Origin of the sequence: Streptomyces sp. NPDC127092, from assembly GCF_042722475.1 — a bacterium.
Lineage (GTDB): Bacteria > Actinomycetota > Actinomycetes > Streptomycetales > Streptomycetaceae > Streptomyces.
On record NZ_JBHXFE010000003.1, the window covers coordinates 152,817 to 178,887 of the forward strand.

Below are 26,071 nucleotides of genomic sequence, written 5' to 3' on the forward strand. Positions count from 1 at the left end.
TCATGAGCACGGAAAACCCGGCGCCGGTCCCGCCCGCCCCGCACGCCCTGATCCGCATCCCGGTGCGGATCGTCGTGCTGCTCCTCGTCCTGCCGGTCCGCATGACCTGGGACGCACTCAAGGCCGGCGGCCGCTTCCTCGACCGCGCCCTGCTCCGCCCGACGGGCCGCGGTCTCGCCTGGCTCTACGACCGCACGGTGCGCCGCCCCGCCCGCTGGCTCGCGCGCCGGGTGCTGGCCCCGGCGGGACGTGCCGTGGCCCGGGCGGTGCGGGCCGTCGGCCGCGGGCTCGGCTGGTTCCTCGGCGGCGCGTGGCGGATCGTCGCCTGGGCCGGCACGGGCGTCGGCCGCGGTCTGGCGTGGGTGTTCGGCGGCCTGTGGCGGGGTCTGGCCTGGTTCTTCGGCGGCCTGTGGCGGGTGCTGGCCTGGGGCGCCGAGCGCGCCTGGCGCGGGCTCGCCTGGGTCGGGACCGGCGTCGGCCGGGGTCTGGCCTGGTTCTTCGGCGGGCTCTGGCGGGTGCTGGCCTGGGGTGCCGAGCGCGTCTGGCGCGGGCTCGCCTGGGTGCTCACCGGCATCGGGCGCGGCCTGGCCTGGGTCCTCACCCGGCTCGGACGTGGGCTCGCCTGGGTCTTCACCCGGCTCGGCCGGGGCCTCGCCGCCGTCGGCGGGCTGCTCGGCAGGGCGCTCGCATGGCCGCTCCTCGCCCTCTGGCGGTACGTCGTCGTGCCCGCCGTCCGGTACGGCGTGGTGGCGCCCGCCGGATGGCTGTACCGCTCGGTGCTCGTCCCGGTGGGCCGCGCCGCCGGCCTGCTGCTCACCCGTTCGGGGCGCGCCCTCGCCTGGGCCTTCGCGGGCATGTGGCGCGGGCTGACCTGGGCCCTCACGGCTCTCGGACGCGGCCTCTCGGCTCTCGGCCGCGGCCTCGCGGCCGGTGCGGTGCTGCTCGTCAGGGCCCTGGTGTGGCCGTTCACCGCGCTGTGGCGGTACGTGGTCGTGCCCGTCGTCACGTACGGGATCGCCCGTCCGGCGGTCTGGCTGTGGCAGCGCCTCCTCGCGCCCCTCGGCCGTGAGATCCGCGACGCGCTCGCCATCTGCTGGCGGACCGCCGGCTACCTCTCCCGGGCCGTGGGCCGCGGCCTCGCCTGGCTGGCCCGCAACCTGGTCGCCCGGCCGCTGGTGTGGGCGGCCCGCAACCTGGTCGCCCGGCCGTTCTCCTGGCTCGCCCGCAACCTGGTCCGCCGACCCGCCGCCTGGATCTACCGCGAGGTCTGCACCCCCGTCGGCCACTGGGTGCGGGACGCCGTCTGGAACCCGGCCCGCAGGGCCGCCGCCGAGGCCCGGCAGGCGGCGCGCGCGGCCCTCGCCTCCGCCCGCGACACCGTCCGGCAGGCCCGCCGGGATGCCTGGCGCGCGCTGATCGGCGGGAGCGGGACGGACGAGGCCGGGGAACCGCAGGTGGCGGGGGCGCGTACTCTGGGTAGTACAACGAACGTCCCCGGCGCGGCGCCCGCACCCGAGATCTCCCTCCAGAAGCGGGGGTGAGCCGGGCGGGTCCCCCAGGGCACACCCGCATTTCGAGGGCGGCGCGGACGGCCGCGCCCGCCCCGCACCGAGGAGAAGAACCACTGGGCAAGCGACAGCCCGAAGGCCCGCCGCCCGCACCGGCGGTGCAGCGCATCCGACTGCGCTACACCAAGCGCGGCCGCCTCCGGTTCACCAGCCACCGTGACTTCCAGCGCGCTTTCGAGCGCGCGCTGCGCCGTGCCGAGGTGCCCATGGCGTACTCGGCCGGGTTCACCCCGCACCCCAAGGTGTCGTACGCCAACGCCGCCCCGACGGGTACGGGCTCCGAGGCCGAATACCTGGAGATCGCGCTCACCGAGTCCCGTGACCCGGAGACGCTGCGAGCCATGCTCGACGAGTCCATGCCGAACGGTCTCGACATCGTCGACGCCGTCGAGGCCCGGACCTCCGGCCTCGCCGACCGGCTCACCGCCTCCGTGTGGGAGCTGCGTCTCGACGGCGTCGACGTCGCCACGGCCCGCAAGGCCGTCGACGCGTTTCTCGCGGCCGAGACCGTGGAAGTACAGCGCAAGACCAAGAACGGTCTGCGCACCTTCGACACCCGCGGTGCCGTCGTGGAGCTGACCGCGGCCCCCGCCCAGGGCGATCCCCAGGGTGATAGGCCGCTGGACAGCGCCTGTGCGATACTGCGGCTGGTTGTTCGGCACGTGACACCTGCCGTACGACCCGACGACGTCCTGTCCGGTCTCCGAGCTGTGGCCGACCTGGCGCCGCCGGTCCCCGCTGCGGTGACCAGGCTGGCGCAGGGGCTCTTCGACGAGGAGTCCGGCACGGTGACCGACCCGCTCGCGCCCGACCGCGAGGCAGTCACGGCCGCTCCACCCACGGCCGCCGCGACCGCTTCTGCGACGGCGCCAGGTGCGGGCACCGCGTAAGGACCGGTCGTCGCAGCGCCACCCTGGACTCGGGAGCCACCTGGGTCGGGCAGCGCACTGACCAGGAGACTTTCGCCAGGCCGTCCGCACAGGGCGTACGGAACCGGCGAGCCAGACACTGAAGCTCCCGTGCGGCGCCCGCGCCCCGGGCGGCGGCACCGCGCTTCACGCGCGTCCGTGCCGCCGGACCGGAACCAGGCGCGGCGCCCGGGAGCGTGACGGGAGAACCGCCCGCATGCTCGAACAGCCCGAAGAGAACGAGAACAACGCACCCGGTGACAAGCTGCCGCCGCGCCGTCGGCGGCGTGCCGCTTCCCGGCCGGCCGGCCCGCCGGTGACGGCCGGGAGCACCGACACCGCCGAGACCGCCGCCGAGGCCGCTGAGGCCCCCGCCCCGGTCACCGAGACGCCCGCCGAGGAGCCGGCGCCCGCGCGTCCGCGCCGCCGCGCCACCCGCAAGGCCACCGCGCCCGCCCCGGAGCCGGTCCAGGCCGAGGCCGAGGTGCCCGCCGAGGAGCCGGCCGCAGAGCCCGCCCCGGCCGCCGCTGAGCCCGTGGCCGAGGAGGCCGCCCCGGCCCGTCGTACCCGTCGCCGCGCGACCCGCGCCGTGACGTCCCCGGAGCCGGTCGTCCAGGCCGAGGCCGAGACCCCCGCCGAGGAGCCCGCCGCCGAGGCCCCCGCCGCGGAGGCCCCGGCCGCCGAGACCGCCCCCGCGCCGCGTACCCGCCGCCGGGCCACCCGTAAGACCGGCGCGCCCGAGGTGACCCCTGACGTCGCCGCCGAGCTCGCCGCCGAGTCCTCCGGCGAGGCGCTGCCCGCGGACACCGTCGAGGAGATCGCCTCGCACGCCGTCGAGGTCGCCGCCGCCGAGCAGGCCGCCACCCGCGGCCGCTCCCGCCGCCGCGCCACCTCGCCGCAGTTCACCGCCGAGCCGTCCGAGGCCGAGGAGGCGCCGCGCTCCCGCCGCGCCACCCGCCCGGCCGTCGCCGTCTTCCAGGCCCCGGTCTTCACCGAGCCCATGTTCCAGACCCCGGAGACCGCCGCCGCAATGGCCGCGGCCGAGGCCACCGAGGAGGAGCCGGAGGAGGAGACCGCCGAGGCCGTCGAGACGGTCGAGGCCGTCGAGGCCGAGGAGTCCCCCCGCGCCCGCCGTCGCCGCCGTCGCCGTGCCGAGCCGGTCGCCGTCGAGCCCGTCCCGGCCACCGTCGCCGACGAGCCCGAGGTCGAGTCCACCCCCGAGGCCGAGGCGGAGGCCGAGGCCGAGGAGGGCGACGAGTACGAGGACCGTCCCTCCCGCCGTCGCCGTCGTGGCGGCCGTCGCCGCCGCCGCGGCGAGCTCGCCGAGGTCGAGGAGACCGAGGAGGAGGGCGAGGAGTACCACGCCGAGGAGGCCGAGGCCGAGGGCGAGGAGGAGCCGGAGGAGGCCGAGGAGGCCGAGGCCGCCGGCTCCAGCAGCTCCCGTCGCCGTCGCCGCCGCCGTCGCCGCAGCGGTGACGCCGCCGGCGAGCCCGAGACCACCGACGAGGACGGCGTCCGCACCGTCGTCAAGGTCCGCGAGCCGCGCCCGGCCCGCGAGAAGGCCGAGCCGTCGGACGAGGTGCAGTCCATCAAGGGCTCCACCCGTCTGGAGGCCAAGAAGCAGCGCCGCCGCGAGGGCCGCGAGCAGGGCCGCCGCCGCGTCCCGATCATCACCGAGGCCGAGTTCCTCGCCCGCCGCGAGGCCGTCGAGCGCGTGATGGTCGTCCGCCAGAACGGCGAGCGCACCCAGATCGGCGTCCTCGAGGACAACGTGCTCGTCGAGCACTACGTCAACAAGGAGCAGGCCACCTCCTACGTCGGCAACGTCTACCTGGGCAAGGTCCAGAACGTGCTGCCGTCCATGGAGGCCGCCTTCGTCGACATCGGCAAGGGCCGCAACGCCGTCCTGTACGCCGGCGAGGTCAACTTCGAGGCGCTCGGCATGGCCAACGGGCCGCGCCGCATCGAGAGCGCCCTCAAGTCCGGCCAGTCCGTCCTCGTCCAGGTGACGAAGGACCCGATCGGCCACAAGGGCGCCCGCCTGACCAGCCAGGTCTCCCTGCCGGGCCGCTACCTCGTGTACGTGCCCGAGGGCTCGATGACCGGCATCAGCCGCAAGCTCCCGGACACCGAGCGCGCCCGCCTGAAGACCATCCTCAAGAAGATCGTCCCCGAGGACGCGGGCGTCATCGTGCGCACCGCCGCCGAGGGCGCGAGCGAGGACGAGCTGCGCCGCGACGTCGAGCGGCTGCAGGCGCAGTGGGAGGACATCCAGAAGAAGGCGAAGAACGGCAACGCGCCGACCCTTCTCTACGGCGAGCCGGACATGACCGTCCGGGTCGTCCGCGACATCTTCAACGAGGACTTCTCCAAGGTCATCGTCAGCGGTGACGACGCGTGGGAGACCATCCACGGGTACGTCAGCCACGTCGCCCCGGACCTGACCGACCGCCTGTCCAAGTGGACGAGCGAGGTCGACGTCTTCGCGACGTACCGGATCGACGAGCAGCTGATGAAGGCCCTCGACCGCAAGGTCTGGCTGCCGTCCGGCGGCTCGCTGGTGATCGACAAGACCGAGGCGATGGTCGTCGTCGACGTCAACACCGGCAAGTTCACCGGTCAGGGCGGCAACCTCGAGGAGACCGTGACGAGGAACAACCTCGAAGCGGCCGAGGAGATCGTCCGTCAGCTGCGCCTGCGCGACCTCGGCGGCATCGTCGTCATCGACTTCATCGACATGGTCCTGGAGTCCAACCGCGACCTGGTGCTGCGCCGCCTCCTGGAGTGCCTGGGCCGGGACCGGACCAAGCACCAGGTGGCCGAGGTCACCTCGCTCGGCCTGGTCCAGATGACCCGCAAGCGGGTCGGCCAGGGCCTCCTGGAGTCCTTCTCGGAAACCTGCGTCCACTGCAACGGCCGCGGTGTCATCGTCCACATGGAGCAGCCCGCCACGCACGGCGGCGGTGGCGGCGGCAAGCGCGCCAAGAAGCGCGGCCGCGGCGGCGACGTCCACGAGCACGCCCACGAGGCCGTCGAGACCCCGGCCGAGACCCACGAGGCCCCGGCCGAGCAGGTCGAGACCGCGGCCGAGGTCGCGGCGGAGCTCGCGGCCCCCGTGGCCCTGCCCGAGGCGATCGCCCCGGACGAGGAGCTGTACGGCAGCGTCGCCGAGGCCGAGGCGGCCGCCGCGCGCGGCCGTGGCCGTCGCCGGGCGACCCGCCGGGTGTCGGCGCCCGCCGCCTCGCCGGCGGTGACCGAGACGGAGACCTTCGAGGTCGTCGTACCGGAGCCGAAGGCGAAGGCCGAGGAGAAGCCGCGGACCGAGGCCCCGGCCCCGGTCGCCGAGGCCCCCGCGGCCGAGCCCGCCGTCGAGGAGGCCCCGGCGCCGCGCACCCGCCGCCGCGCCACCCGCAAGGCCACGGCCCCGGTGACCGCCACCGCGGAGCCGGCCGCCGAGCCCGTCGCCGAGACGGTGGTCGAGACGGCCGTCGTCGAGGAGCCCCCGGCCGTCGCCGAGGCCCCCGTCGTGGAGCCGGCCGTCGAGGAGGCCCCCGTGGCCGCCCCGCCGCGGGCGCGCCGCCGGGTGGTCCGCAAGGCCACCGCCCCGGCCGGTTCGCCGTCCGGTTCCGAGCCCGCGGAGGAGGCCGCCGAGGCTTCCGCTCCGGCGGCCAAGAAGGCGGCCCGCAAGACCGCCAAGAAGGCCACCGCGAAGAAGGCCGCCACCAAGAAGACGGCGGCCAAGAAGACCGCGGCGAAGAAGACGACCGCCAAGAAGGCGGCCGCCAAGAAGACCGCCGCCCCCGCGCAGGACTGACCCAGTCCCCGACGCGACCCGTGTGGACCGTCCTCCCGCCGAGGGCGGTCCACACGGCATTGACCCAGGATCGGAACCAGGAACCAGCCCGATGAACAACACCCCCGCTCCCCGCGTGCGCAAGGCGGTCATCCCCGCCGCCGGCCTCGGCACGCGCTTCCTGCCGGCCACCAAGGCGACGCCGAAGGAGATGCTGCCGGTCGTCGACAAGCCGGCGATCCAGTACGTCGTGGAGGAGGCCGTCTCGGCCGGGCTGTCGGACGTCCTGATGATCACGGGCCGCAACAAGCGCCCGCTCGAGGACCACTTCGACCGGAACTACGAGCTGGAGGAGGCGCTGGTCCGCAAGGGCGACGAGGAGCGCCTGGCGCGGGTCCAGGAGTCCAGCGAGCTGGCCACCATGCACTACGTGCGCCAGGGCGACCCGCGGGGCCTGGGCCACGCGGTCCTCTGCGCGCAGCCGCACGTCGGCGACGAGCCCTTCGCCGTGCTCCTCGGCGACGACCTGATCGACCCGCGCGACCCGCTGCTCGCCCGCATGCTGGAGGTCCTCGGCGAGCACGGCGGCAGCGTCGTCGCCCTCATGGAGGTCGACCCGGCCCAGATCCACCTGTACGGCTGCGCCGCCGTCGAGCCGGCCGCCGACGCCGACGTCGTACGCATCACCGGCCTGGTCGAGAAGCCGGACCCGTCCGAGGCGCCCAGCAACTACGCGATCATCGGCCGTTACGTGCTCGACCCGGCCGTCTTCGGCGTGCTGAGCGAGACCGAGCCGGGCCGCGGCGGCGAGATCCAGCTCACCGACGCGCTGCAGAAGATGGCGGCCGACGAGCAGCTCGGCGGCCCGGTGCACGGCGTGGTCTTCAAGGGCCGCCGGTACGACACCGGCGACCGCGGCGACTACCTGCGGGCCATCGTGCGCCTCGCCTGCGAGCGCGAGGACCTCGGCCCGGACTTCCGCGCCTGGCTCAAGGCCTTCGTCGCCGAGACCGCCGAGACCGCCGAAACCTCCGGGATTTGACCCCCTACGGGACCCGCCCGTAACCTAGACCGTCGGCGTGTCGACTGATACGCCGCGCCTCTGAGCACCTCCCTCCCGGTTCTCCGGGAGAGGCCGCTCGCCCGATCCCGGACAGTCGCAGGCCCCAGGCCCGCGCGTGGGCGGCTGGCGTCAGAGGTCCCGTTACCGAGTGAGAGAGAGTCCGCGTGTACGCCATCGTGCGCAGCGGTGGTCGCCAGCACAAGGTTGCTGTCGGCGACATCGTTGAGGTTGACAAGATTTCCACCGCCAAGGCTGGCGACACGGTCGAGCTCTCGACCCTGCTCGTCGTCGACGGCGACGCCGTGACCAGCGACCCGTGGGTCCTGGCGGGCATCAAGGTCCAGGCCGAGGTCGTGGACCACACCAAGGGCGCCAAGATCGACATCCTGCGCTACAAGAACAAGACCGGCTACCGCCGTCGCCAGGGTCACCGTCAGCAGTACACGGCGATCAAGGTCACGTCCATCCCGACGGCCGCGAAGTAAAGAGGGACTGAGCAATGGCACACAAGAAGGGCGCATCGTCCACCCGGAACGGTCGCGACTCCAACGCCCAGCGGCTCGGCGTGAAGCGCTTCGGCGGTCAGGTCGTCAACGCGGGTGAGATCCTGGTCCGCCAGCGCGGCACCCACTTCCACCCGGGCGCGGGCGTCGGCCGTGGCGGCGACGACACGCTGTTCGCCCTGCAGGCCGGTTCGGTGCAGTTCGGCACCTTCCGTGGCCGCAAGGTCGTGAACATCGTTCCGGTCGCCTGATCGGACACCTAGCGGAGGCGGACCTCACTTCCCGGAAGGGAAGCGGGTCCGCCTTTCGCGTGTTACTAGATAGACATTCCACCCATAGCTTTAGCTCTCTGGAGGCACAACCATGACCACCTTCGTGGACCGCGTCGAGCTGCACGTCGCCGCGGGTAACGGAGGCCACGGCTGCGCCTCCGTCCACCGGGAGAAGTTCAAGCCGCTCGGCGGCCCGGACGGCGGCAACGGCGGCCGCGGCGGTGACGTGATCCTGGTCGTCGACCAGTCCGTCACCACCCTCCTCGAGTACCACCACTCGCCGCACCGCAAGGCGACCAACGGCAAGCCCGGCGAGGGCGGCAACCGCTCCGGCAAGGACGGACAGGACCTGGTCCTGACCGTGCCCGACGGCACCGTCGTCCTCGACAAGAAGGGGAACGTGCTCGCCGACCTGGTCGGCGAGGGCACCACCTACGTCGCCGCCCAGGGCGGCCGCGGCGGCCTCGGCAACGCGGCGCTGGCCTCCGCCCGGCGCAAGGCGCCCGGCTTCGCGCTGCTCGGCGAGCCCGGCGACCTCCAGGACATCGTCCTGGAGCTCAAGACGGTCGCCGACGTGGCGCTCGTCGGCTACCCGAGCGCCGGCAAGTCCTCGCTGATCTCGGTCCTCTCGGCCGCGAAGCCGAAGATCGCGGACTACCCCTTCACGACGCTCGTCCCGAACCTCGGCGTGGTCACGGCCGGCTCGACCGTCTACACCATCGCCGACGTCCCCGGCCTGATCCCCGGCGCCAGCCAGGGCCGCGGCCTGGGCCTGGAGTTCCTGCGCCACGTCGAGCGCTGCTCGGTCCTGGTGCACGTCCTGGACACGGCGACGCTGGAGTCCGACCGCGACCCGGTCACCGACCTCGACGTCATCGAGGAGGAGCTCAAGCAGTACGGCGGCCTCGACGACCGCCCGCGCATCGTCGTCCTCAACAAGATCGACATCCCGGACGGCCAGGACCTCGCGGACATGATCCGCCCGGACCTGGAGCAGCGCGGCTATCGCGTCTTCGAGGTCTCCGCGGTCGCCCGTACGGGCCTCAAGGAGCTCTCCTTCGCGCTCGCCGAGATCGTCGCGAAGGCCCGCGCGGCCAAGCCGAAGGAGGAGGCGACCCGTATCGTCATCCGCCCGAAGGCGGTCGACGACGCCGGCTTCACCGTCACCTACGACGAGCACGAGGACGTGTACCGCGTGCGCGGCGAGAAGCCCGAGCGCTGGGTCCGGCAGACCGACTTCAACAACGACGAGGCCGTCGGCTACCTCGCCGACCGTCTCAACCGCCTCGGCGTCGAGGACGAGCTGATGAAGGCCGGCGCCCGCGCCGGAGACGGCGTCGCGATCGGCTCCGAGGAGAACGCGGTCGTCTTCGACTGGGAGCCCTCGATGGTGGCCGGCGCCGAGATGCTCGGCCGCCGGGGCGAGGACCACCGCATGGAGGCCCCCCGCCCGGCCGCCCAGCGCCGCCGCGACCGCCAGGCGGAGCGGGACGAGGCCCAGCGGGAGTTCGACGAGTTCAACCCCTTCTAGGCAACCCGCCCACGCGCCCACGGGCCCCTGCCGGACTGCTTCCGGCGGGGGTCCGCTGCGTTGGGCGGGCGGTCTTCGGTGGACATACGAAAGGGGCCCGGCCTCCTCTTGCGAGGGAGGCCGGGCCCCTTTCACATGTCCGTCAGGCCACCGGAGCCGGTTCCGGTTCCGGGTCGGAGTCCTGCTTCCTGGACTCGGCCGGCCCGGTCGGTTCCTGGTCCGGGCGCGGGCCGAAGCCGGGCTTCGCGCGGAGCAGCGGGAGGATCAGGATGCCGATGAAGATCGGGCCGATCATGTAGCGCCACAGCGGCGCCGGGTTCGCCGCGAGGACCGTCAGCTGGAGGCCCAGCGTGACCGACAGCAGCGCCATCGTGCCCTTCAGCTTGGTGCGGCGGCGGAACAGCAGCACGATCGCGTACGTCGCGTAGCACCAGATCGCCCCGCGGAACAGCAGCCACTGCAGCTGCGGCACCTTGAACGCGCGCCAGGAGAAGTCCGCGACCTTGTGCAGCGGCTCCGACAGCGGGCGGATCTTGAGCTTCGGGCGGTACTCGCTGTGCTTGATGTCCTCGTTCCACTTGAGGTAGCTGAACAGCGTCTTCGAGGTCTGCGGGTCGCTCAGCAGCGTGTTCGCCCGCAGCTCCTTCGGACCGGGGAAGACCGCCCACGCGATGTGCGCCCGGCACACCCGCGCGCCGATGACCAGGTCGGGAGTGCGCTTCATGACCCGCTTCCACAGGGCCATCAGTTCGTCGTTGCGCTCGGCCGCGAGCGGCCGGTTCATCGGCGGGGACTCCATCGCCCAGTCGGCGTTGTAGCAGTTGGCCGCGCGGCCCTTCCAGTGGGACAGGGGCGCGATGCTGGACATCAGCGCCTTGTCCTCCTTGGTGAAGAAGCCCGGGCGCTGCCCGTACGCGACGGCGATGTCCGCGTAGAAGAAGGCGTAGACGGCGTCCTTCGGCGGGGACTTCACCCCGGCCGCCGGGTAGACCACGCTGGTCAGCAGGCCGAAGATCAGCACCGGCACGGCGGTCGCCGCGAGCACCCACCGCCGCATCGACGGCAGCGCGATCAGCAGGATCGGCGCCGCGATGACGGCGACCAGCATGCCGTTGTTGCGGAACAGCGCCATCGCGAGGAAGCCCGTGAAGAGCAGCGCGACCGTGCGGTAGAAGTCCCGGTCCCGGACGGTCTGACGGCCGCGGGCCCGCCGCGCCGCCAGCCGGCCCGCCGCGCCGAAGGCGAGGATCGAGCCGATGACGAACGGCACGTCCTTCCACACGAAGATGACGAAGACGGCGGTCGGCGGCAGCACCGCCGGCACGCACGCGGCGACGGCCGCCCACCGCTGCCGTACACCCCACTTCCGCAGGGTGACGGCGCAGTAGGCGAGCGTCGCCGACATGGCGACCGTCTGGGCCAGCGTCAGGATCCACAGGTCACCGGTGGTGTTGAGCGCCAGCCACACCAGGGAGTCGTAGACCACGGAGTGGTTCGACATCCAGTTGTCGGTGGTGACGTGCCACACGTAGGTGATCGAGTCGTAGCTCAGGGCGCCGGGGAAGAACGCCGCCCACCACAGCAGGAAGAGAATCTGCGTCGTGGCGTAGACCGCGAAGGGCAGTCGGCGCTTCTCCGGGATTCTCTCCCACTGCTTGCTGAGAAAGGCGTTGCGCGGGAGTTTCAACTCGGCTCCGCTGGGCATCGTGGATGGACGGTCGGGACAGTCGAACAGGTTAGCCGGTTCAGACGGTCTCTCGGTCACGCGGCCGGGCCACCTCGGCCAGCGGCTGCTGCCCCGGACGCGGCGGTACCGGACGCTCGCCGATCGGCAGCACCGGCGGGACCTCGTCCTGGCCGAGGAACACCTTGCGGACCACGCGCTCGGCGGCCCGGCCGTCGTCGAACTCGCAGAAGGTCCTGCGGAACTCGGCGCGGGCCGCGTCCGACTCGGGACCGTTCCAGCGGCCCGAGGTGAAGACCTCCAGCAGCTCGGCCTCGGTCTGCACGGTCAGACCGGGGGAGTCGACGGTGATGTCGAAGTAGGTGCCGCGGGTGGTGCGGTACACCTCCCAGTCGTTGGCGTAGATGACGATCGGCCGGTCGAGGTTCGCGTAGTCGAACATCACCGACGAGTAGTCCGTGAGCAGGCAGTCCGCGGCGAGGTAGAGCTCCTCGACCGACGGGTGGGCGCTCACGTCGACGAGACGCGCGCTGCCGGTCGACCCGGAGGCCAGCAGGCTCTGGTCGTAGAAGTAGTGCGCGCGCACGAGGAGGGTGAAGTCGGAGCCGACCGTCTCGGCGAACTTCTCCAGGTCCAGCATCTGCTTCGGGGCGTCGTGGTAGTCGCGGTGCGTCGGCGTGTAGAGGATCACCTTGGTGCCCTCGGCGATGCCGAGCTTCTTGCGGGCCGCGGCCACGTCCGCCGCCGACGCGTTCACGAGCCGGTCGTTGCGCGGGTAGCCGTACTCCAGCGCCTCGTAGTACGAGGGGTAGGCGCGGTCCCACGCGGCGGTGGAGAAGCTGTTGGACGTGAGGCTGTAGTCCCAGCGGTCCACCCGGTCCATCAGCCGGACCAGGTTCATCCCGCGACGGCCGACCGGGTACTCCGCCAGGTCGACGCCCATGCGCTTGAGCGGGGTGCCGTGGTGGGTCTGGAGGTGGACCTGACCGGGGCGCTTGACCACGGACGGCGGGAAGTTGACGTTGTTGACGAAGTACTTGCCGCGCGCCATGGCCTTCCAGAAGCCGAGCGAGCCCGGGTGGACGGTCGGCACGCCCTTCGGCGGACGGCTGGTGGCGTCGTTCTTGAGGACCCACACCGCCTTCATGCCGGGGGCGAGTTCCTTCATCTTCTCGTGGATCGCCGCCGGGTTGCAGGAGTACGAGCCGTTCCAGTACGCCGCGAAGACGGCGACGTCCTTCTGGACCGGGAGCATCCGCTGGGCGCGGTAGTAGGCCTGGAGGACGCGCTTACGCAGCTTCTTCTTGAGCTTCGCCGGCACGGACTTCTTGTTCCTGAGCGAGCGGACCGTCTTGCGGGCCTTGTCGCGGTGCTTCGCCGGGATCATCTGGCCCTTGCCGCGCGGGGCGGCCGGGTGGCCCTTCGGACGCAGGCGTCCCTCGACCTCGGCCCAGCGCTCGCGGAACTCGGCGCGCGCGTCGTCGGGCAGCCGGCCGGGGGAGACGTCGACCACGCGGAAGTGGTTGACCATCCGCTCGTACAGCGCGCCCCGGTACTCGTCGAACTGCGGGTTCTCGTCGAGGAACTTGAAGACCAGCTCGTACTGGTCGAACACGTCGAAGTGCTTGCGGCTGGTGCTGTGCAGGATGCTGCCCTGGCGCCGCTGGCGGTAGTAGACGCAGACGCGGTCGAGCACGGCGATGGTCTCCGCCGCGATCATGACCGGGTAGGTCCAGGGGGTGTCCTCGTAGTAGCCCGACGGGTACTCGAAGCCCCACTGCTCGATGAAGTCCCGGCGGTACGCCTTGTTCCACGCGACCTGGAGCAGGTTGAGCAGCTCCGGCTGGTCCTTCAGCGCGAAGACGCCCTCCTTCGCGGCCTTGGCCAGCACGTCGGCGCGGGCGTTCGGCGTGATCCGGCCGTCCCAGTGGGTGCGCGAGTAGTCGAAGACGACCAGGTCGGGGTTCTCGGCCTCCTCGATGCGGCGGGCGATGGCCTGGAGCGAGCCGGGCAGCATCGTGTCGTCGCTGTCGAGGAAGAGCAGGTACCTGCCCTTGGCGCGGGCCATGCCCGCGTTGCGCGCCCGGCCGAGACCGACGTTCTGCTCCAGGTGCATCGCCACGACGCGCGGGTCGGCCTTGGCGTAGTCGTCGATGATCTCGCCGCAACCGTCCGGCGAGCAGTCGTTGACGACCAGGAGTTCGTAGTCCCCGAACGACTGCTCAAGCACCGAGTCCAGACAGTCCCTCAGGAACGCCTGCACCTTGAAGGTGGGAACGATGATGCTGAACAGGGGGACTTCGGAACCGGAGGAGGAGTGCGTCTGTGTCATCTCAATACCGTGGAATCTGACGTGGGAGACAGGGGCGTGACCGCCGGGTCAGCGCTGGCTCGTGGACAGGGCGTAGCCGAGGAGCGTGCGTATGGTCTTCGACTGTCCGTGGCGCAGCGCCCCGGGAACCATTGTCAGCGCGTGCAGTCGCATGGACAGGTGCCGACGCGCGGCGCGCGCGGCCTTCGGCCAGCCGTGCGCGTCGAGGTCGTCGGCCACCTCGTGGAAGAAGCGCACGGCCTCGCCGAAGCGGGCGCCGGACACGGCCTCCGCCGAGGAGAGGCTGCCGGAGTGCCGGCGGTAGCGGAACGCGGTGGTCGGATCGACGACCAGCTTTCCGCCGCGCCGGATCAGCTCGATGATCAGCGCCAGGTCCTGGATGACCGAGAGGTCCTCCCGGAAGCTGACCTCCTTGACGGCGTCGGCACGCCAGACGATGGAGGGGAAGTAGAGCCAGTTGCCGCCGAGCAGGTTGGCGGCGAGCGACTCGCCGGAGAGCACCAGGCGCCGCCCGGTGTCCTTCGGCGCGTACAGCCGCTTCTTGACCTCGTCGCCGAGGGTCGTCGAGGGGTTGCCGTGCTCGTCGATGACCTCGACGCCCGGCTGGTAGATCGTCGCGTCGGGGAAGGCCGCGATGGCGGCGCGCATGGTCGCGACGTAGCCCGGCAGCAGCAGGTCGTCGCTGCCGAGCATGCTGAAGTGGCGGGACTCGACGAGGTCGACGCACTTGCGGAAGTTCCGGGTGATGCCCAGGTTCTGCTCGTTGCGCAGGTAGCGGACCCGGCTGTCGCCGAGGGAGGCGAACCACTCGGGTACGCCGGGCTCCTTGCCGTCGTCGACGACGGTCAGGCGCCAGTTCCCGTCGGTCTGCTCCAGCACGCTGCGCACGGCGGCCTGCATCAGGCCGGTGTCGCCGTAGTGCGGCAGCATGATGTCGAGCGGCTCGCCGTCCGCCGCGCCGTCCCTGCGGTCGGCGCCGTCCTGGTTCCGCACCGCCGTCACTTGCCCTTCCCCTTGGGGCCCAGAGCCGAACGGCGGCTGAGCGCGAGCAGCAGGATCATGCCGATCCGGCCCAGGTAGAGCGTGGCCTTCCACGGCGACTGGCTGGGCGTGCCGGTGGCGCGCGGGCGCATGGCGACGGGCACCTGCTCGACGCGGTAGCCGGCCCGGACGACGGCGATGGTGGACTCCACCGTGTCGCCCAGGTACTCCACGGGGTACCAGTGCGCGAAGACGTCGATCAGGTCGCGGTTGGAGGCGCGGAAGCCGGAGGTGACGTCGGTCAGCTTGGTCTTCGCCATCTTCGACAGCCAGAAGGCGAGCACGACCATGGCCCACTTGCGCGGACCGCGGGTCTCGTAGTCGCCCGTGCCGGCGAAGCGCGCGCCCATGCAGAGGTCGGCGCCCTTGTCCAGGCGCGCGATCAGCTCGGGCACGTTGCGCGGGTCGTGCTGGCCGTCGGCGTCGACCTGGATGGCGATGTCGTAGCCGCGGTCGTACGCGTAGCGGTAGCCGGCGCGCATCGCGCCGCCCACGCCGAGGTTGTACGGGAGCGTCATCACGGTCGCGCCCGCGGCGCGGGCCACCCGGCTGGTGTCGTCGGCCGAGCCGTCGTCGACGACGAGGACGTCGACTCCGGGAAGCGTCGCGTAGACCTCCTTGATGACGTCGGCGACGCCCTCGGCCTCGTTCCACGCGGGCATGATGATGAGTACGCGCTTGCCGTCGATCACTTGAGGCCCCCCTGCCCGGCCCGGTCGGCCGCGTCCCCGGACGCCGCGTGCTCCGCGACCTGCTTCTGCAGTTCCTGTACGTCGATGCGGAGCAGCGCGACTTCCTCCGAAAGGGTGCGGCCCTCCTCCTCGAGATGGCCCACCTCCCAGCTCAGCTGGAGGCAGACGATGAAGAGGAACGCGACACTGAGGAAGAGGAGCAGGCTCACACCCGAGCGGACGCCGACGGCGCGGGCGACCGAGTCGAGGCCGCTCGGGAAGAAGCCGAGCGGGATGATCACCAGTCCGGTGAGCACCCAGAGGAAGGCGTACTTCTCCTTGAGCTTGCGGCGGCGCAGCAGCTCGACGATGCACGCGACGAGAAAGACTCCGGTGACCGAAGTCAGCATCCACAACTTCACGCGGGGCTCCGGTCTATCGGACGACTCATGGAAACGGCCTGTCTACTTTTTCCGGGGGGAAAGGGGCGAAGGACGGCCGCGATACCGCAGCACACTGTCCGTCGCGTTGGTCACGGAGAGTGAGGGAATGGTGATCATTCCTATGAGTGCACCGAACGGTAGCGTACACGAGGGCGAAGAAGGAGCGTCATGCAGGTGACCACCGCCAGCGACCCCACGGCGTAGGCCACCTCGACCCTGGTGCGCAGCTCCAGGGGACTCAGTGTGACCGCCAGAAGAACGGCCGTTCCCACGATCCACGACACCAGCTGCTGCCGTGCCGCACCACTCGTGAGCAGCGCCTGGCCGAGCACCATCGCCATCATGTAGAGCGTCGTGCCGACCGAGAGCCACAGGAAGTCCACCGGCCCCAGGACGTCCGGCGAACCGAACAGCACCGGCAGCAGGAACGGGCCGAGCGCCACCGCGCCGACGCCGAACACCACGCCCATGCCCCCCGTGATCGCGCACGCCCGCAGCAGCAGCCGGCGGTAGCCCTGGGCGTCGCCCTCGGCCTGCGCCGTCGACAGGCCCGCGAGCAGCGAGGCCTGGAAGGCGCCGAACGCGAACAGCGGCACCCGCGCCAGCACCAGCGCCGACAACAGCGCCGCGACCAGCGCGCTGTCGTCCGTCGAGATCAGCTTGGTGCTGATCACCGCGATGTTGACGAGCACCTGAGCGAGCAGCGTCGAGCCGACGAGCAGCCCGAGGTGCTCGATGAGCTCGGGCCAGTGCGCGGTCGAACCCGGCCGCGCCCCGCGCAGCACCGGCGGCAGCGTCACGAGCACCGAGACCAGCGGCGCGACCGTCATCACCGCGGCGAACGCCACCACGGACGAGACCCCGGCCAGCGCCAGCGCCACCGAGAACACGATCCGCAGCAGCCCGTCGAGCCCCAGCTGGAGCCCGTACGACTCGAAGCGGCCCAGCCCCGCGAGCACCCCGCGGGTCACATGGGCGCAGGCCAGCGCCGCGAAGGCACCGCCGAGCGCGACCACCAGACCCCGGTCGCCGTGGAAGAAGAGGTCCGCGACCGGGCCCGCCCACACCGCCAGCGGCAGCAGCACCGCCGCGAGCAGTCCGAACGAGAGCACCGCCCCGCGCCGCAGCACGGGCAGCGCGCCGTCGCCGGCCACCACCCGGGCGGCCACCACGCGGGTGACCTCCTGCTCGACCGGGAAGAACAGACCCAGACCTATGGAGGCCACCACGGTCCACAGGACCGAGAAGCTCGCCATGTCGTCGACGGAGAGCGAGTGGCCCGCCGCCGCGAGATGGACGTAGTTCGCCCCGCCGAGCAGCGCCGTGCCGATGCCGACGAACGCGGTACCGCGCGGCAGGGCCGTGGTGATGCGGTCGAGCACCGTCACGCGCCCGACCGTCCGCCCGCAGCCGGAGCCGGGCCCGCGCCCGGAGCCATGACCTTCAGCGCCTCGGTCAGCTGCTCACGCCAGTGCGGCTGCACCGCCACGCCCGCCTCGGCCCAGCGCTCGTGCGCGAGGACGCTGAACGAGGGACGCCGGGCCGGCCGGACGAACTTCTCCGAGGTGGTCGGCCGCACCCGCTCCGGGTCCAGGCCGGTCAGCTCGAAGGCCGCCCGCGCCAGGTCGAACCAGGTCGCCGTCTCGGACGCCGTGCCGTGGTAGACGCCCGCCGGGGCCTCGCCCCGCACGGCCGCCCGGCCCAGGTCCCGCAGCTGGCGCGCGAGCGCCCGGGTCCAGGTCGGCTGGCCGCGCTGGTCGTCGACCACGTCGAGGGTCTCGCGCTGCGCCGCCAGGCCCAGCATCGTCGCCACGAAGTTCCGGCCGTGCGCCCCGTACAGCCACGCCGTACGCACCACGTAGCCGCGCTCGGGCAGCAGCTCCAGGACCGCCTCCTCGCCCGCGAGCTTGCTGCGGCCGTAGGCGTTCACCGGAGAGGTCGGGGCGTCGTGCGGGTACGGCTCGGTGGCGTCGCCCGGGAACACGTAGTCGGTCGAGACCTGGAGCAGCACCGCGCCGGTCGCGGCGCAGGCCGCGGCGAGGGCGCGCGGGCCGTCCCCGTTGATCCGGGTGGCCGCGGCCTCCTCGGTCTCGGCGCCGTCGACGTCGGTCCAGGCGGCGGCGTTGACGACCACGTCATGGCCGTCGACCGCCGCGCGGACCGCGTCGGCGTCGGTGATGTCGAGGTCGGCGCGGGTCAGCGCGGTGACCTCGGCGCCGGCCTCGGCCAGGACCTCGGCGAGGTCACGGCCGAGCATCCCGGCGGCACCGGTGATCAGCCAGCGGGTGGGGGCCTCGGCCCCGGGGGCGTCGGCGCTCATCAGGCCAGCGCCGCCTTCGCCTTCAGCGGCTCCCACCAGGCGCGGTTGTCGCGGTACCACTGGACGGTGTCGGCGAGGCCCTGCTCGAAGGTGACCTGCGGCGTGTAGCCGAGCTCCTCCTGGATCTTGGCGATCGACAGGGAGTAGCGCAGGTCGTGGCCCTTGCGGTCCTCGACGTGCTCGACCATGTCCCAGCCGGCGCCGCAGGCGTCGAGCAGCAGACCGGTGAGCTCCTTGTTGGTGACCTCGGTGCCGCCGCCGATGTGGTAGACCTCACCGGCGCGGCCGCCGCGCAGCACCATCTCGATGCCACGGCAGTGGTCCGAGACGTGCAGCCAGTCGCGGATGTTCAGGCCCTCGCCGTACAGCGGCACCTTCTTCCCGTCCAGCAGGTTCGTGGTGAACAGCGGGATCATCTTCTCGGGGAAGTGGTACTGCCCGTAGTTGTTGGAGCAGCGGGTCACCACGACGTCCATGCCGTGCGTGCGGTGGTACGACAGCGCGAGCAGGTCCGAGCCGGCCTTCGACGCCGAGTACGGGGAGTTCGGCGCGAGCGGCCAGTCCTCGGTCCAGGAACCCTCGGAGATCGAGCCGTACACCTCGTCCGTGGAGACGTGCACGAACCGGCCGACGCCGTGCCGCTTGGCCGCGTCGAGCAGCACCTGGGTGCCCAGCACGTTCGTGGTGACGAACGGCGAGGAGTCCAGGATCGAGCGGTCCACGTGGGACTCGGCGGCGAAGTGCACCACCGCGTCCTGGCCGCGCATCACGTCGTCGACCGTCGCGTAGTCGCGGATGTCGCCCTGGACGAAGGTGTAGCCGGGCTTGTCCGCCACAGGGGCGAGATTGGCCTCGTTACCCGAATAGGTGAGGTTGTCCAGGACGGTGACCTGGGCGCCCTCGCTTGAGGGCAGCTCTCCGGAGAGCAGTGCCCGCACGAACTGTGAACCGATGAACCCGGCGCCGCCGGTGACCAGAATCCTCATAAGGGCCACCATTCTATGGGCTCCGTTGCCGACACCAGTTCGCCCGGCGTTCCGTGGCCGTTCTCACGTAGGGGGTAGGGCGGCCGTGGCGGTCGGGCCCCCGGCGCTGCCGTAGGCTGCGTGCCCATGCGTGGAATTTTGCTTGCCGGTGGTACCGGCTCCCGACTGTGGCCGATCACCCGAGCCGTGTCGAAGCAGCTGATGCCGGTCTTCGACAAGCCGATGATCTATTACCCCCTCTCGACCCTCGTGATGGCCGGGATCAAGGAGATTCTGATCATCACCGGGCCGGAGGAGCGCCCGCAGTTCGAGCGCCTTCTGGGCGACGGGTCCGATTTCGGACTGGACATCCAGTTCGCGACCCAGGAGAAGCCGAACGGAATTGCCGAGGCGTTCGTCATCGGCGAGGAATTCATCGGTGACGAGCCCGTCGCCCTGATCCTCGGCGACAACATCTTCCACGGCGTCGGCCTCGGCCGTCAGCTGGCCAAGTACAGCGCGCCCGAGGGCGGTGTGGTCTTCGCCCACGCCGTCTCCGACCCCACCGCCTACGGTGTCGTCGACTTCGACGAGAACGGCGTCGCCCGCTCCATCGAGGAGAAGCCGAAGAACCCGAAGTCCCGCTACGCGGTGCCGGGCCTCTACTTCTACGACAGCCGGGTCGTCGAGATCGCCAAGGGCCTGAAGCCCAGCGACCGCGGCGAGCTGGAGATCACCGACGTCAACAAGCACTACCTCGACCGCGGCGAGCTCCAGGTCTCCGTCCTGGACCGCGGCACCGTCTGGCTGGACACCGGCACCTTCCAGTCCCTCGTGCAGGCCTCCGAGTACGTCCGCGTGGTCGAGGAGCGCCAGGGCATGAAGATCGGCTGCCTCGAAGAGGCCGCCTGGCGCGCCGGTTTCATCGACGACGCCCACCTGCGCACCCTCGCCGAGCCGCTGACCAAGAGCGGCTACGGCGACTACCTGCTCGACCTGCTGGCGTACGAAGCCGAGCAGGCCTGAGGCCCGAGAGAGGAAACGGCTCTTTCCATGAAGGTCAACCCCCTTGGTATCGAGGGCGCGTGGGAGTTCGTCCCGCAGCAGCACGGTGACGCCCGCGGCCTCTTCCTGGAGTGGTACAAGGCGGAGCGCATGGCCGAGGCGGTCGGCCACCCGCTGAACCTGAAGCAGGGCAACCTCTCGGTGTCCGCCGCCGGCGTCGTGCGCGGCATCCACTTCGCCGACGTGCCGCCCGGCCAGGCCAAGTACGTGACGTGCGTGCGCGGCGCGGTCCTCGACATCATCGTCGACGTCCGGGTCGGCTCGCCGACCTTCGGCCGCTGGGAGGCCGTGCGCCTCGACGACAAGGACCGCAAGGCCGTCTACCTCTCCGAGGGCCTCGGCCACGGCTTCTGCGCGCTGACGGACGACGCGACCGTGACGTACCTCTGCTCCGAGGGATACGCGCCGGAGCGCGAGCGCACCGTCTACCCGCTGGACCCGGAGATCGGCATCGAGTGGCCGGTCGACGGGGTGCCCGAGCTGTCCGCCAAGGACGCCGAGGGCCCGACCCTCGCGCAGGCGCGCGAGGCCGGCATCCTGCCGGTCTACGAGGAGTGCGTGGCGTTCCGCGCCTCGCTGGCGGAGCGCGGCTGACCCCGGCCGTCCCGGCCCGACTCCGACGGGCGTCTGGCGGCCCGGCTTCGACGGGCGTGCGGCGGCCCGGCGGCTCCCTCGGGGGAGCGGCCGGGCCGCCGTCCCTTTCGGGTTAGGCTGCCCGGATGACGTGGCTCATCACCGGCGGCGCCGGCTACATCGGCTCCCATGTCGTCAAGTCCATGACCGAGGCCGGTGAGCGGGTGGCCGTCCTGGACGACCTCTCCAACGGCGACCCGGCCCGCCTGCCCGCGGCCGTGCCGCTGGAGCGCGGCAGCGTCCTCGACCGGGCTTTCGTCGACCGGGTGCTGCGCGAGCACGCGGTCACCGGGATCGTCCACCTCGCCGCCAAGAAGGCCGTCGGCGAGTCCGTCGAACGCCCGCTCCTCTACTACCGCGAGAACGTCACCGGCCTCCAGGTCCTCCTCGAAGCCGCCGCCGAGGCCGGCGTCCGGTCCTTCCTCTTCTCCTCCTCCGCCTCCGTGTACGGCATGCCCGACACCGACCTGGTGACCGAGGACACCCCGTGCGCCCCGCTCAGCCCGTACGGCGAGACCAAGGTCACGGGCGAGTGGATGGTGCGCGCGGTGGGCCGCGCCCACGGCATGGCCACCGCCTGTCTGCGCTACTTCAACGTGGCGGGCACCGCCGCGCCCGAACTCGCCGACACCGGTGTCTCCAACCTGGTGCCGATGGTCTTCGAGCGGCTCGACGCCGGACGGCCGCCGCTGATCTTCGGCGACGACTACCCGACGCCCGACGGCACCTGCGTCCGCGACTACATCCACGTCGCCGACCTCGCCGACGCCCATCTCGCCGCCGCCCGCCGGCTCGCCGAGCGGGCCGCGAAGGGCGAGCACCACGACCTGACGCTCAACATCGGCCGCGGCGAGGGCGTCTCGGTACGGGAGATGATCGACCTGGTCCGCGAGGTCACCGGCCACGACGTCGAACCCGAGGTCGTCGTCCGGCGGGCCGGCGACCCGGCCAAGGTGGTCGCCTCGGCCGAACGGATCTCCGCCGAGCTGGGCTGGACCGCCCGCCACGACGTCCGTTCGATGATCGCCTCGGCCTGGGCCGCGCACACCGCGCGCCCGGTCCAGCCGGCGGAATAGACGGGCGGCGCCCGAACCGGCTCGCGTAGATTGCCTGCCGACGCGGAACCACGGCCACGGGCTTCGGGCACGGACTTCGGGCACGGGCTTCGGGCACGGGCTTCGGGCACGGACTTGAAGACGGGCCGGAACACGGGCCGCGACAAGGGCACATGAGCACGACGGCGAGCAGGACGGCGAGGACGACGCAGGTGACAGAGGCAAGGCAGTACGTGACGGAAGCCCGCAGGATCGTCGTGAAGGTCGGCTCGTCCTCGCTGACCACCGCGTCCGGCGGCCTCGACGCCGACCGCGTCGACGCCCTCGTGGACGTCCTCGCCAAGGTCCGCAGCGGCGGCGAGAAGGAGATCGTCCTGGTCTCCTCCGGCGCCATCGCCGCGGGACTCGCCCCGCTCGGCCTCACCCGCCGTCCCAAGGACCTGGCCCGCCAGCAGGCCGCCGCCAGCGTCGGCCAGGGCCTGCTCGTCGCCCGCTACACGGCCTCCTTCGCCCGGTACGGCGTACGCGTCGGCCAGGTCCTGCTCACCACCGACGACACCAGCCGCCGCGCCCACTACCGCAACGCCTACCGGACCCTCGACCAGCTCCTGGCCATGGGCGCCCTGCCGGTCGTCAACGAGAACGACACCGTGGCCACGGACGAGATCCGCTTCGGCGACAACGACCGGCTCGCCGCGCTCGTCGCCCATCTCGTCCGCGCCGACCTGCTCGTGCTCCTCTCCGACGTGGACGGGCTCTACGACGGCGACCCCTCCAAGCCCGGCACCTCGCGCATCGCCGAGGTCAGCGGACCGGACGACATCGCCCACGTCGAGATCGGCTCGGCCGGCAAGGCGGGCGTCGGCACCGGCGGCATGGTCACCAAGGTCGAGGCCGCCAGGATCGCGGCCGCCGCCGGCATCCCGGTGGTGCTCACCTCCGCCGTACGCGCCGCCGACGCCCTCGCCGGCCGCGACACCGGCACGTACTTCCACCGCACCGGCCGCCGCTCCGCCGACCGGCTGCTCTGGCTCGCCCACGCCTCCACCCCGCAGGGCCACCTCACCCTCGACGACGGCGCCGTCCGGGCCGTGGTCGAGGGCAAGAAGTCGCTGCTCGCAGCCGGTATCGCGGCCGTCCAGGGCGAGTTCACCGCCGGCGACCCGGTGGAACTGCGCGACACCGCGGGCCGCGCCGTCGCCCGTGGGCTCGTCAACTTCGACGCCAAGGAGATCCCCCGGATGCTCGGCCGCTCCACCCACGAGCTGGCCCGCGAACTCGGACCGGAGTACGAGCGCGAGGTCGTGCACCGCGACGACCTCGTCGTCATGTGAACCGAAACGGCTGAAAGTCTGGTCATCCGGTAGGGACCTTTACCAAAACCGCCCCATGCGCCGCCGCGGGCTGGTCAACTTTGTCTCGGGGGCAACGAGAGGGTGGGGAACACCAGCACGCGCAGCAGATCGCAGCACGCAGCACAGGCATCACACAGGAGGCCGCCGGTGAGACGAGCGCGCCCAGGGGCATCGCCCCGCGGGACGGCCGAACGCGCCCTGACGAGCGTCGAGGCCGGAGCCGACTTCGACGAGGAATCCTTCGACGAGTCCCCCGAGGACTCCGGGGCGGACACGGGGGCACCGGAGCGGGAGGTGTCCAAGCTCTGGCACATCACCCTCAGCGTCTCCGGCGCGGAGGCACCGCTGAAGGAGGTGCGCCGGGCCCTCGAACAGCTGGCCCACGACCACCCCTTCCTGCTGACCAGCCGCTATGCGAACGACCACGCGGAGATCCGCTACTGGGAGGAGGCCCGCGACCTCCACGACGCGGCCGCCGTCGCCCTGCGGCTGTGGGGCGAGCACCGGCAGAGCGCCAAGCTGCCGCCGTGGGAGATCGTCGGCCTCGAGGTCATCGACCGGGAGACCTACCACCAGCGGATCGCCGAAGGCTACGGCCCGCCCCCGGCCGCCCCGGTAGGCGTCCACCCCTACTGACGCCGCCGGCCCCGGCCGCTCCCGTCTGCGGCGGACGTGCGTCTGCCGCGGACGTGCGTCTGCGGACGGCGCTTCCGGCTACCGACGGCATCCTGCTGCTGTGACGGCTGCCGGGCTCCTGGGCATCCGGCTACGGACGGCTTCCGGCCTTTCGGCATGCGGTCGGCGGACGTCTCGCAGTACGGGACAGGAGCGGGATACGTGAGGGATGTCCGCAGTGGTGCCAGTACCCTGCGGGCATGACCTCGCTCATGCCCTTCGACAACATGTCCCCGGTCACCCAGACCGCCTACCGGGCCCGCGCCGCGGCCGCCGAAATCGCGCCACTCCCGCGCGCGACGAAGGACGACGCCCTGCTGGCCATGGCGGACGCCCTGGAGGTCCGCACGGCCGAGATCGTCGAGGCCAACGCCGAGGACATCGCCCGCGCCCGCGAGGCCGGCACCAGCGAGGCCATCATCGACCGGCTCACCCTCACGCCCGAGCGCGTACGGGCCATCGCCGCCGACGTCCGGCACGTCGCCGCGCTCCCCGACCCGGTCGGCGAGGTCGTCCGCGGCTCGACCCTCCCCAACGGCATCGACCTGCGCCAGATCCGCGTCCCGCTCGGCGTCGTCGGCATCATCTACGAGGCCCGGCCCAACGTCACCGTCGACGCCGCCGCCCTCTGCCTGAAGTCCGGCAACGCCGTCCTGCTGCGCGGCTCCTCCTCCGCGTACTCCTCCAACACCGCCCTCGTGAGGGTGCTGCGCGACGCCGTCGGCGGCGCCGGGCTGCCGGCCGACGCCATCCAGCTCGTCCCCGGCGAGTCCCGCGACTCCGTCCGCGAGCTGATGCGCGCCCGCGGCCTCGTCGACGTCCTCATCCCGCGCGGCGGCGCCTCGCTGATCAAGACCGTCGTCGAGGAGTCCATCGTCCCGGTCATCGAGACCGGCACCGGCAACTGCCACGTCTACGTCGACGCCCAGGCCGACCTCGACATGGCCGTGGAGGTCCTGATCAACTCCAAGGCCCACCGGGTCAGCGTCTGCAACGCCGCCGAGACCCTGCTGGTCCACCAGGACATCGCGGACGCCTTCCTGCCGCGCGCCCTGGACGCCCTGGCCGAGGCCGGCGTCACCGTCCACGCCGACGAGCGGGTCCTCGCGCGCGCCGAGGGCACCAAGGCCACCGTCGTCCCGGCCACCCCCGAGGACTGGGAGACCGAGTACCTCTCCTACGACATCGCCGCCGCCGTCGTCGACTCCCTCGACAAGGCCGTCGAGCACATCCGGCTCTGGTCCTCCGGTCACACCGAGGCCATCGTCACCACCTCCCAGGCCGCGGCACGCCGCTTCACCCAGCTGGTCGACTCGACCACCGTCGCCGTCAACGCCTCCACCCGCTTCACGGACGGCGGACAGTTCGGCTTCGGTGCCGAGATCGGCATCTCCACCCAGAAGCTGCACGCCCGGGGCCCGATGGGCCTTCCGGAGCTCACCTCCACCAAGTACATCGTGACCGGCGACGGTCACGTACGGTAACCGGCGCCCGCTCGTCGGACGCCCGATCGGGGCAGGGACAGTTTGCGCTCTCCCTGCCCAAAACCCCCTTCCCGGTCTACTCTGAACCCGTGCCGGACGACGTGGGGGGCATGCCGTTCCAGGACGGCGGGGACCCCGAGGACTCTGTCGACCGCGGCGGCGCCGACGAGGATTTCGCCACCGTGGTCTTCGACGAGGACTTCGTAAGGGCCGCCGAGATCCACGAGCCGACCGCCGTCGAGCGGCTGCTCGCCGCCGCCCAGGCCCGTGCCGAGGCCGAGGCCGCCCGGGCCCGCGCCGTCGCCGGTCTCGCCGACGAGGAGCCCTACGAGGACGGCTACGACGTCGCCCGCCACCCCGACGGCTACGACCCGGACACCGCCGACGACGACTACGGCCCCTACGGCCCCCACGGCGGCGCCCTGCGCCCCTACCGCGGCAGCGCCCGCTGGCACCGCCCCGTCGCCTGGGTCCTCGCCCTGGTCATGGGCGTCGGCATGGTCGCCCTCGCCTTCAGCGCCGTCTACCGGGGCGCCTCCGCCAACCGCCAGGACCGCATGCCTCCGCCGGCCACCACCGGCGTCGACAAGCCCCGGGCCGTCCCCTCCGCCGCCACGGCGACCTCCGCACCCCCCGTTCCCGCTGCTCCGAGCGCTCCTTAGAGAGCCCTTGGTCCGTTTGCCGCAACCGCGTCGGAATTCTTCCGAAGT

At 72.2% G+C, this 26,071-nt stretch carries 22 protein-coding genes; 14 read left to right on the top strand and 8 right to left on the bottom strand.

The genetic code is table 11. The annotated features are described in order from the left end of the window. Window positions 1-2: 2 nt before the first annotated feature. The 7 genes from ACFWJO_RS03775 (at window position 3) to obgE (ending at window position 9,638) form a co-directional block, all read left to right on the top strand. Entirely contained in the window at window positions 3-1,541 is a 1,539-nt protein-coding gene (locus ACFWJO_RS03775) for a hypothetical protein (protein WP_386863217.1), read from the top strand. 125 nt (window positions 1,542-1,666) lie between these two features. Next, window positions 1,667-2,458: a TIGR03936 family radical SAM-associated protein gene (locus tag ACFWJO_RS03780; RefSeq protein ID WP_384416643.1), complete on the top strand. Its 792-nt coding sequence runs from the start codon at window positions 1,667-1,669 to the stop codon at window positions 2,456-2,458. A gap of 235 nt (window positions 2,459-2,693) precedes the next feature. Further along, complete coding sequence (locus tag ACFWJO_RS03785) at window positions 2,694-6,290, top strand: Rne/Rng family ribonuclease (RefSeq protein ID WP_386863218.1); 3,597 nt, start codon at window positions 2,694-2,696, stop codon at window positions 6,288-6,290. 91 nt (window positions 6,291-6,381) lie between these two features. Beyond that, window positions 6,382-7,311: a UTP--glucose-1-phosphate uridylyltransferase GalU gene (gene galU, locus ACFWJO_RS03790; protein WP_384416648.1), complete on the top strand. Its 930-nt coding sequence runs from the start codon at window positions 6,382-6,384 to the stop codon at window positions 7,309-7,311. A gap of 185 nt (window positions 7,312-7,496) precedes the next feature. Continuing rightward, complete coding sequence (gene rplU, locus ACFWJO_RS03795; RefSeq protein ID WP_265862363.1) at window positions 7,497-7,817, top strand: 50S ribosomal protein L21; 321 nt, start codon at window positions 7,497-7,499, stop codon at window positions 7,815-7,817. 14 nt (window positions 7,818-7,831) lie between these two features. Next, a complete protein-coding gene (rpmA, locus tag ACFWJO_RS03800; RefSeq protein ID WP_010476314.1) occupies window positions 7,832-8,086 on the top strand; it encodes a 50S ribosomal protein L27 in 255 nt (84 codons plus the stop codon). 112 nt (window positions 8,087-8,198) lie between these two features. Continuing rightward, the gene (gene obgE, locus ACFWJO_RS03805; RefSeq protein ID WP_386863219.1) at window positions 8,199-9,638 is read left to right on the top strand and encodes a GTPase ObgE; all 1,440 of its coding nucleotides are present in this window, start codon (window positions 8,199-8,201) and stop codon (window positions 9,636-9,638) included. Window positions 9,639-9,780: 142 nt separating this feature from the next. On the opposite strand, the gene ACFWJO_RS03810 is transcribed toward obgE, so the two are convergent. The 8 genes from ACFWJO_RS03810 to rfbB all read right to left on the bottom strand — a co-directional run bounded on the left by ACFWJO_RS03810 (window position 9,781) and on the right by rfbB (window position 19,115). Beyond that, window positions 9,781-11,343: a hypothetical protein gene (locus tag ACFWJO_RS03810; RefSeq protein ID WP_386863220.1), complete on the bottom strand. Its 1,563-nt coding sequence runs from the start codon at window positions 11,341-11,343 to the stop codon at window positions 9,781-9,783. Window positions 11,344-11,383: 40 nt separating this feature from the next. After that, the gene (locus ACFWJO_RS03815) at window positions 11,384-13,654 is read right to left on the bottom strand and encodes a CDP-glycerol glycerophosphotransferase family protein (protein WP_386863221.1); all 2,271 of its coding nucleotides are present in this window, start codon (window positions 13,652-13,654) and stop codon (window positions 11,384-11,386) included. 48 nt (window positions 13,655-13,702) lie between these two features. Then, entirely contained in the window at window positions 13,703-14,656 is a 954-nt protein-coding gene (locus ACFWJO_RS03820) for a glycosyltransferase family 2 protein (RefSeq protein ID WP_386863222.1), read from the bottom strand. Continuing rightward, window positions 14,653-15,387 (bottom strand): glycosyltransferase family 2 protein, encoded by a 735-nt coding sequence (locus ACFWJO_RS03825; protein ID WP_384416662.1) that lies wholly within the window; start codon window positions 15,385-15,387, stop codon window positions 14,653-14,655. Before ACFWJO_RS03825 ends, ACFWJO_RS03820 begins: the two co-directional genes overlap by 4 nt. Beyond that, window positions 15,384-15,776 (bottom strand): DUF2304 domain-containing protein, encoded by a 393-nt coding sequence (locus tag ACFWJO_RS03830; RefSeq protein WP_384416665.1) that lies wholly within the window; start codon window positions 15,774-15,776, stop codon window positions 15,384-15,386. Before ACFWJO_RS03830 ends, ACFWJO_RS03825 begins: the two co-directional genes overlap by 4 nt. A 152-nt stretch (window positions 15,777-15,928) precedes the next feature. Next, a complete protein-coding gene (locus ACFWJO_RS03835; RefSeq protein WP_386863223.1) occupies window positions 15,929-17,197 on the bottom strand; it encodes a hypothetical protein in 1,269 nt (422 codons plus the stop codon). Further along, complete coding sequence (rfbD, locus tag ACFWJO_RS03840; RefSeq protein WP_386863224.1) at window positions 17,194-18,129, bottom strand: dTDP-4-dehydrorhamnose reductase; 936 nt, start codon at window positions 18,127-18,129, stop codon at window positions 17,194-17,196. Before rfbD ends, ACFWJO_RS03835 begins: the two co-directional genes overlap by 4 nt. Next, window positions 18,129-19,115: a dTDP-glucose 4,6-dehydratase gene (gene rfbB / locus ACFWJO_RS03845; RefSeq protein ID WP_384416675.1), complete on the bottom strand. Its 987-nt coding sequence runs from the start codon at window positions 19,113-19,115 to the stop codon at window positions 18,129-18,131. The genes rfbD and rfbB overlap by 1 nt, the downstream gene beginning before the upstream one ends. Before the next feature lie 126 nt (window positions 19,116-19,241). Between rfbB and rfbA the strand changes: the two genes are divergently transcribed. From rfbA to ACFWJO_RS03880, 7 genes are all read left to right on the top strand, one after another. Then, window positions 19,242-20,120, top strand: a complete 879-nt coding sequence (gene rfbA / locus ACFWJO_RS03850) for a glucose-1-phosphate thymidylyltransferase RfbA (protein ID WP_384416678.1) — start codon at window positions 19,242-19,244, stop codon at window positions 20,118-20,120. 27 nt (window positions 20,121-20,147) lie between these two features. Continuing rightward, window positions 20,148-20,753, top strand: a complete 606-nt coding sequence (rfbC, locus tag ACFWJO_RS03855) for a dTDP-4-dehydrorhamnose 3,5-epimerase (RefSeq protein ID WP_386863225.1) — start codon at window positions 20,148-20,150, stop codon at window positions 20,751-20,753. A 125-nt stretch (window positions 20,754-20,878) separates the two neighbouring features. Then, window positions 20,879-21,868 carry a UDP-glucose 4-epimerase GalE gene (galE, locus tag ACFWJO_RS03860; protein WP_386863226.1) on the top strand — a complete coding sequence of 330 codons (990 nt, stop codon included), beginning with the start codon at window positions 20,879-20,881 and terminating at the stop codon, window positions 21,866-21,868. Window positions 21,869-22,059: 191 nt separating this feature from the next. Continuing rightward, window positions 22,060-23,181, top strand: coding sequence for a glutamate 5-kinase (gene proB, locus ACFWJO_RS03865; RefSeq protein WP_384416686.1), 1,122 nt, complete (start codon window positions 22,060-22,062; stop codon window positions 23,179-23,181). Between the two features lie 168 nt (window positions 23,182-23,349). Then, complete coding sequence (locus ACFWJO_RS03870; protein WP_386863227.1) at window positions 23,350-23,838, top strand: hypothetical protein; 489 nt, start codon at window positions 23,350-23,352, stop codon at window positions 23,836-23,838. A gap of 239 nt (window positions 23,839-24,077) precedes the next feature. Continuing rightward, on the top strand, window positions 24,078-25,361 hold the full coding sequence (locus ACFWJO_RS03875; protein ID WP_384416692.1) for a glutamate-5-semialdehyde dehydrogenase: 1,284 nt from the start codon (window positions 24,078-24,080) through the stop codon (window positions 25,359-25,361). Between the two features lie 89 nt (window positions 25,362-25,450). Next, on the top strand, window positions 25,451-26,023 hold the full coding sequence (locus ACFWJO_RS03880) for a hypothetical protein (RefSeq protein WP_386863228.1): 573 nt from the start codon (window positions 25,451-25,453) through the stop codon (window positions 26,021-26,023). The last annotated feature ends 48 nt before the right edge of the window (window positions 26,024-26,071 follow it).

Coding starts and splice junctions, on each gene's coding strand:
- rfbB (WP_384416675.1), bottom strand. CDS start 19,115: ATGAGGATTCTGGTCACCGGCGGCGCCGGGTTCATCGGTTCACAGTTC.
- galU (WP_384416648.1), top strand. CDS start 6,382: ATGAACAACACCCCCGCTCCCCGCGTGCGCAAGGCGGTCATCCCCGCC.
- ACFWJO_RS03775 (WP_386863217.1), top strand. CDS start 3: ATGAGCACGGAAAACCCGGCGCCGGTCCCGCCCGCCCCGCACGCCCTG.
- ACFWJO_RS03815 (WP_386863221.1), bottom strand. CDS start 13,654: ATGACACAGACGCACTCCTCCTCCGGTTCCGAAGTCCCCCTGTTCAGC.
- rfbC (WP_386863225.1), top strand. CDS start 20,148: ATGAAGGTCAACCCCCTTGGTATCGAGGGCGCGTGGGAGTTCGTCCCG.
- ACFWJO_RS03830 (WP_384416665.1), bottom strand. CDS start 15,776: ATGCTGACTTCGGTCACCGGAGTCTTTCTCGTCGCGTGCATCGTCGAG.
- rfbA (WP_384416678.1), top strand. CDS start 19,242: ATGCGTGGAATTTTGCTTGCCGGTGGTACCGGCTCCCGACTGTGGCCG.
- ACFWJO_RS03810 (WP_386863220.1), bottom strand. CDS start 11,343: ATGCCCAGCGGAGCCGAGTTGAAACTCCCGCGCAACGCCTTTCTCAGC.
- obgE (WP_386863219.1), top strand. CDS start 8,199: ATGACCACCTTCGTGGACCGCGTCGAGCTGCACGTCGCCGCGGGTAAC.
- rfbD (WP_386863224.1), bottom strand. CDS start 18,129: ATGAGCGCCGACGCCCCCGGGGCCGAGGCCCCCACCCGCTGGCTGATC.
- galE (WP_386863226.1), top strand. CDS start 20,879: ATGACGTGGCTCATCACCGGCGGCGCCGGCTACATCGGCTCCCATGTC.
- ACFWJO_RS03875 (WP_384416692.1), top strand. CDS start 24,078: ATGACCTCGCTCATGCCCTTCGACAACATGTCCCCGGTCACCCAGACC.
- ACFWJO_RS03785 (WP_386863218.1), top strand. CDS start 2,694: ATGCTCGAACAGCCCGAAGAGAACGAGAACAACGCACCCGGTGACAAG.
- rpmA (WP_010476314.1), top strand. CDS start 7,832: ATGGCACACAAGAAGGGCGCATCGTCCACCCGGAACGGTCGCGACTCC.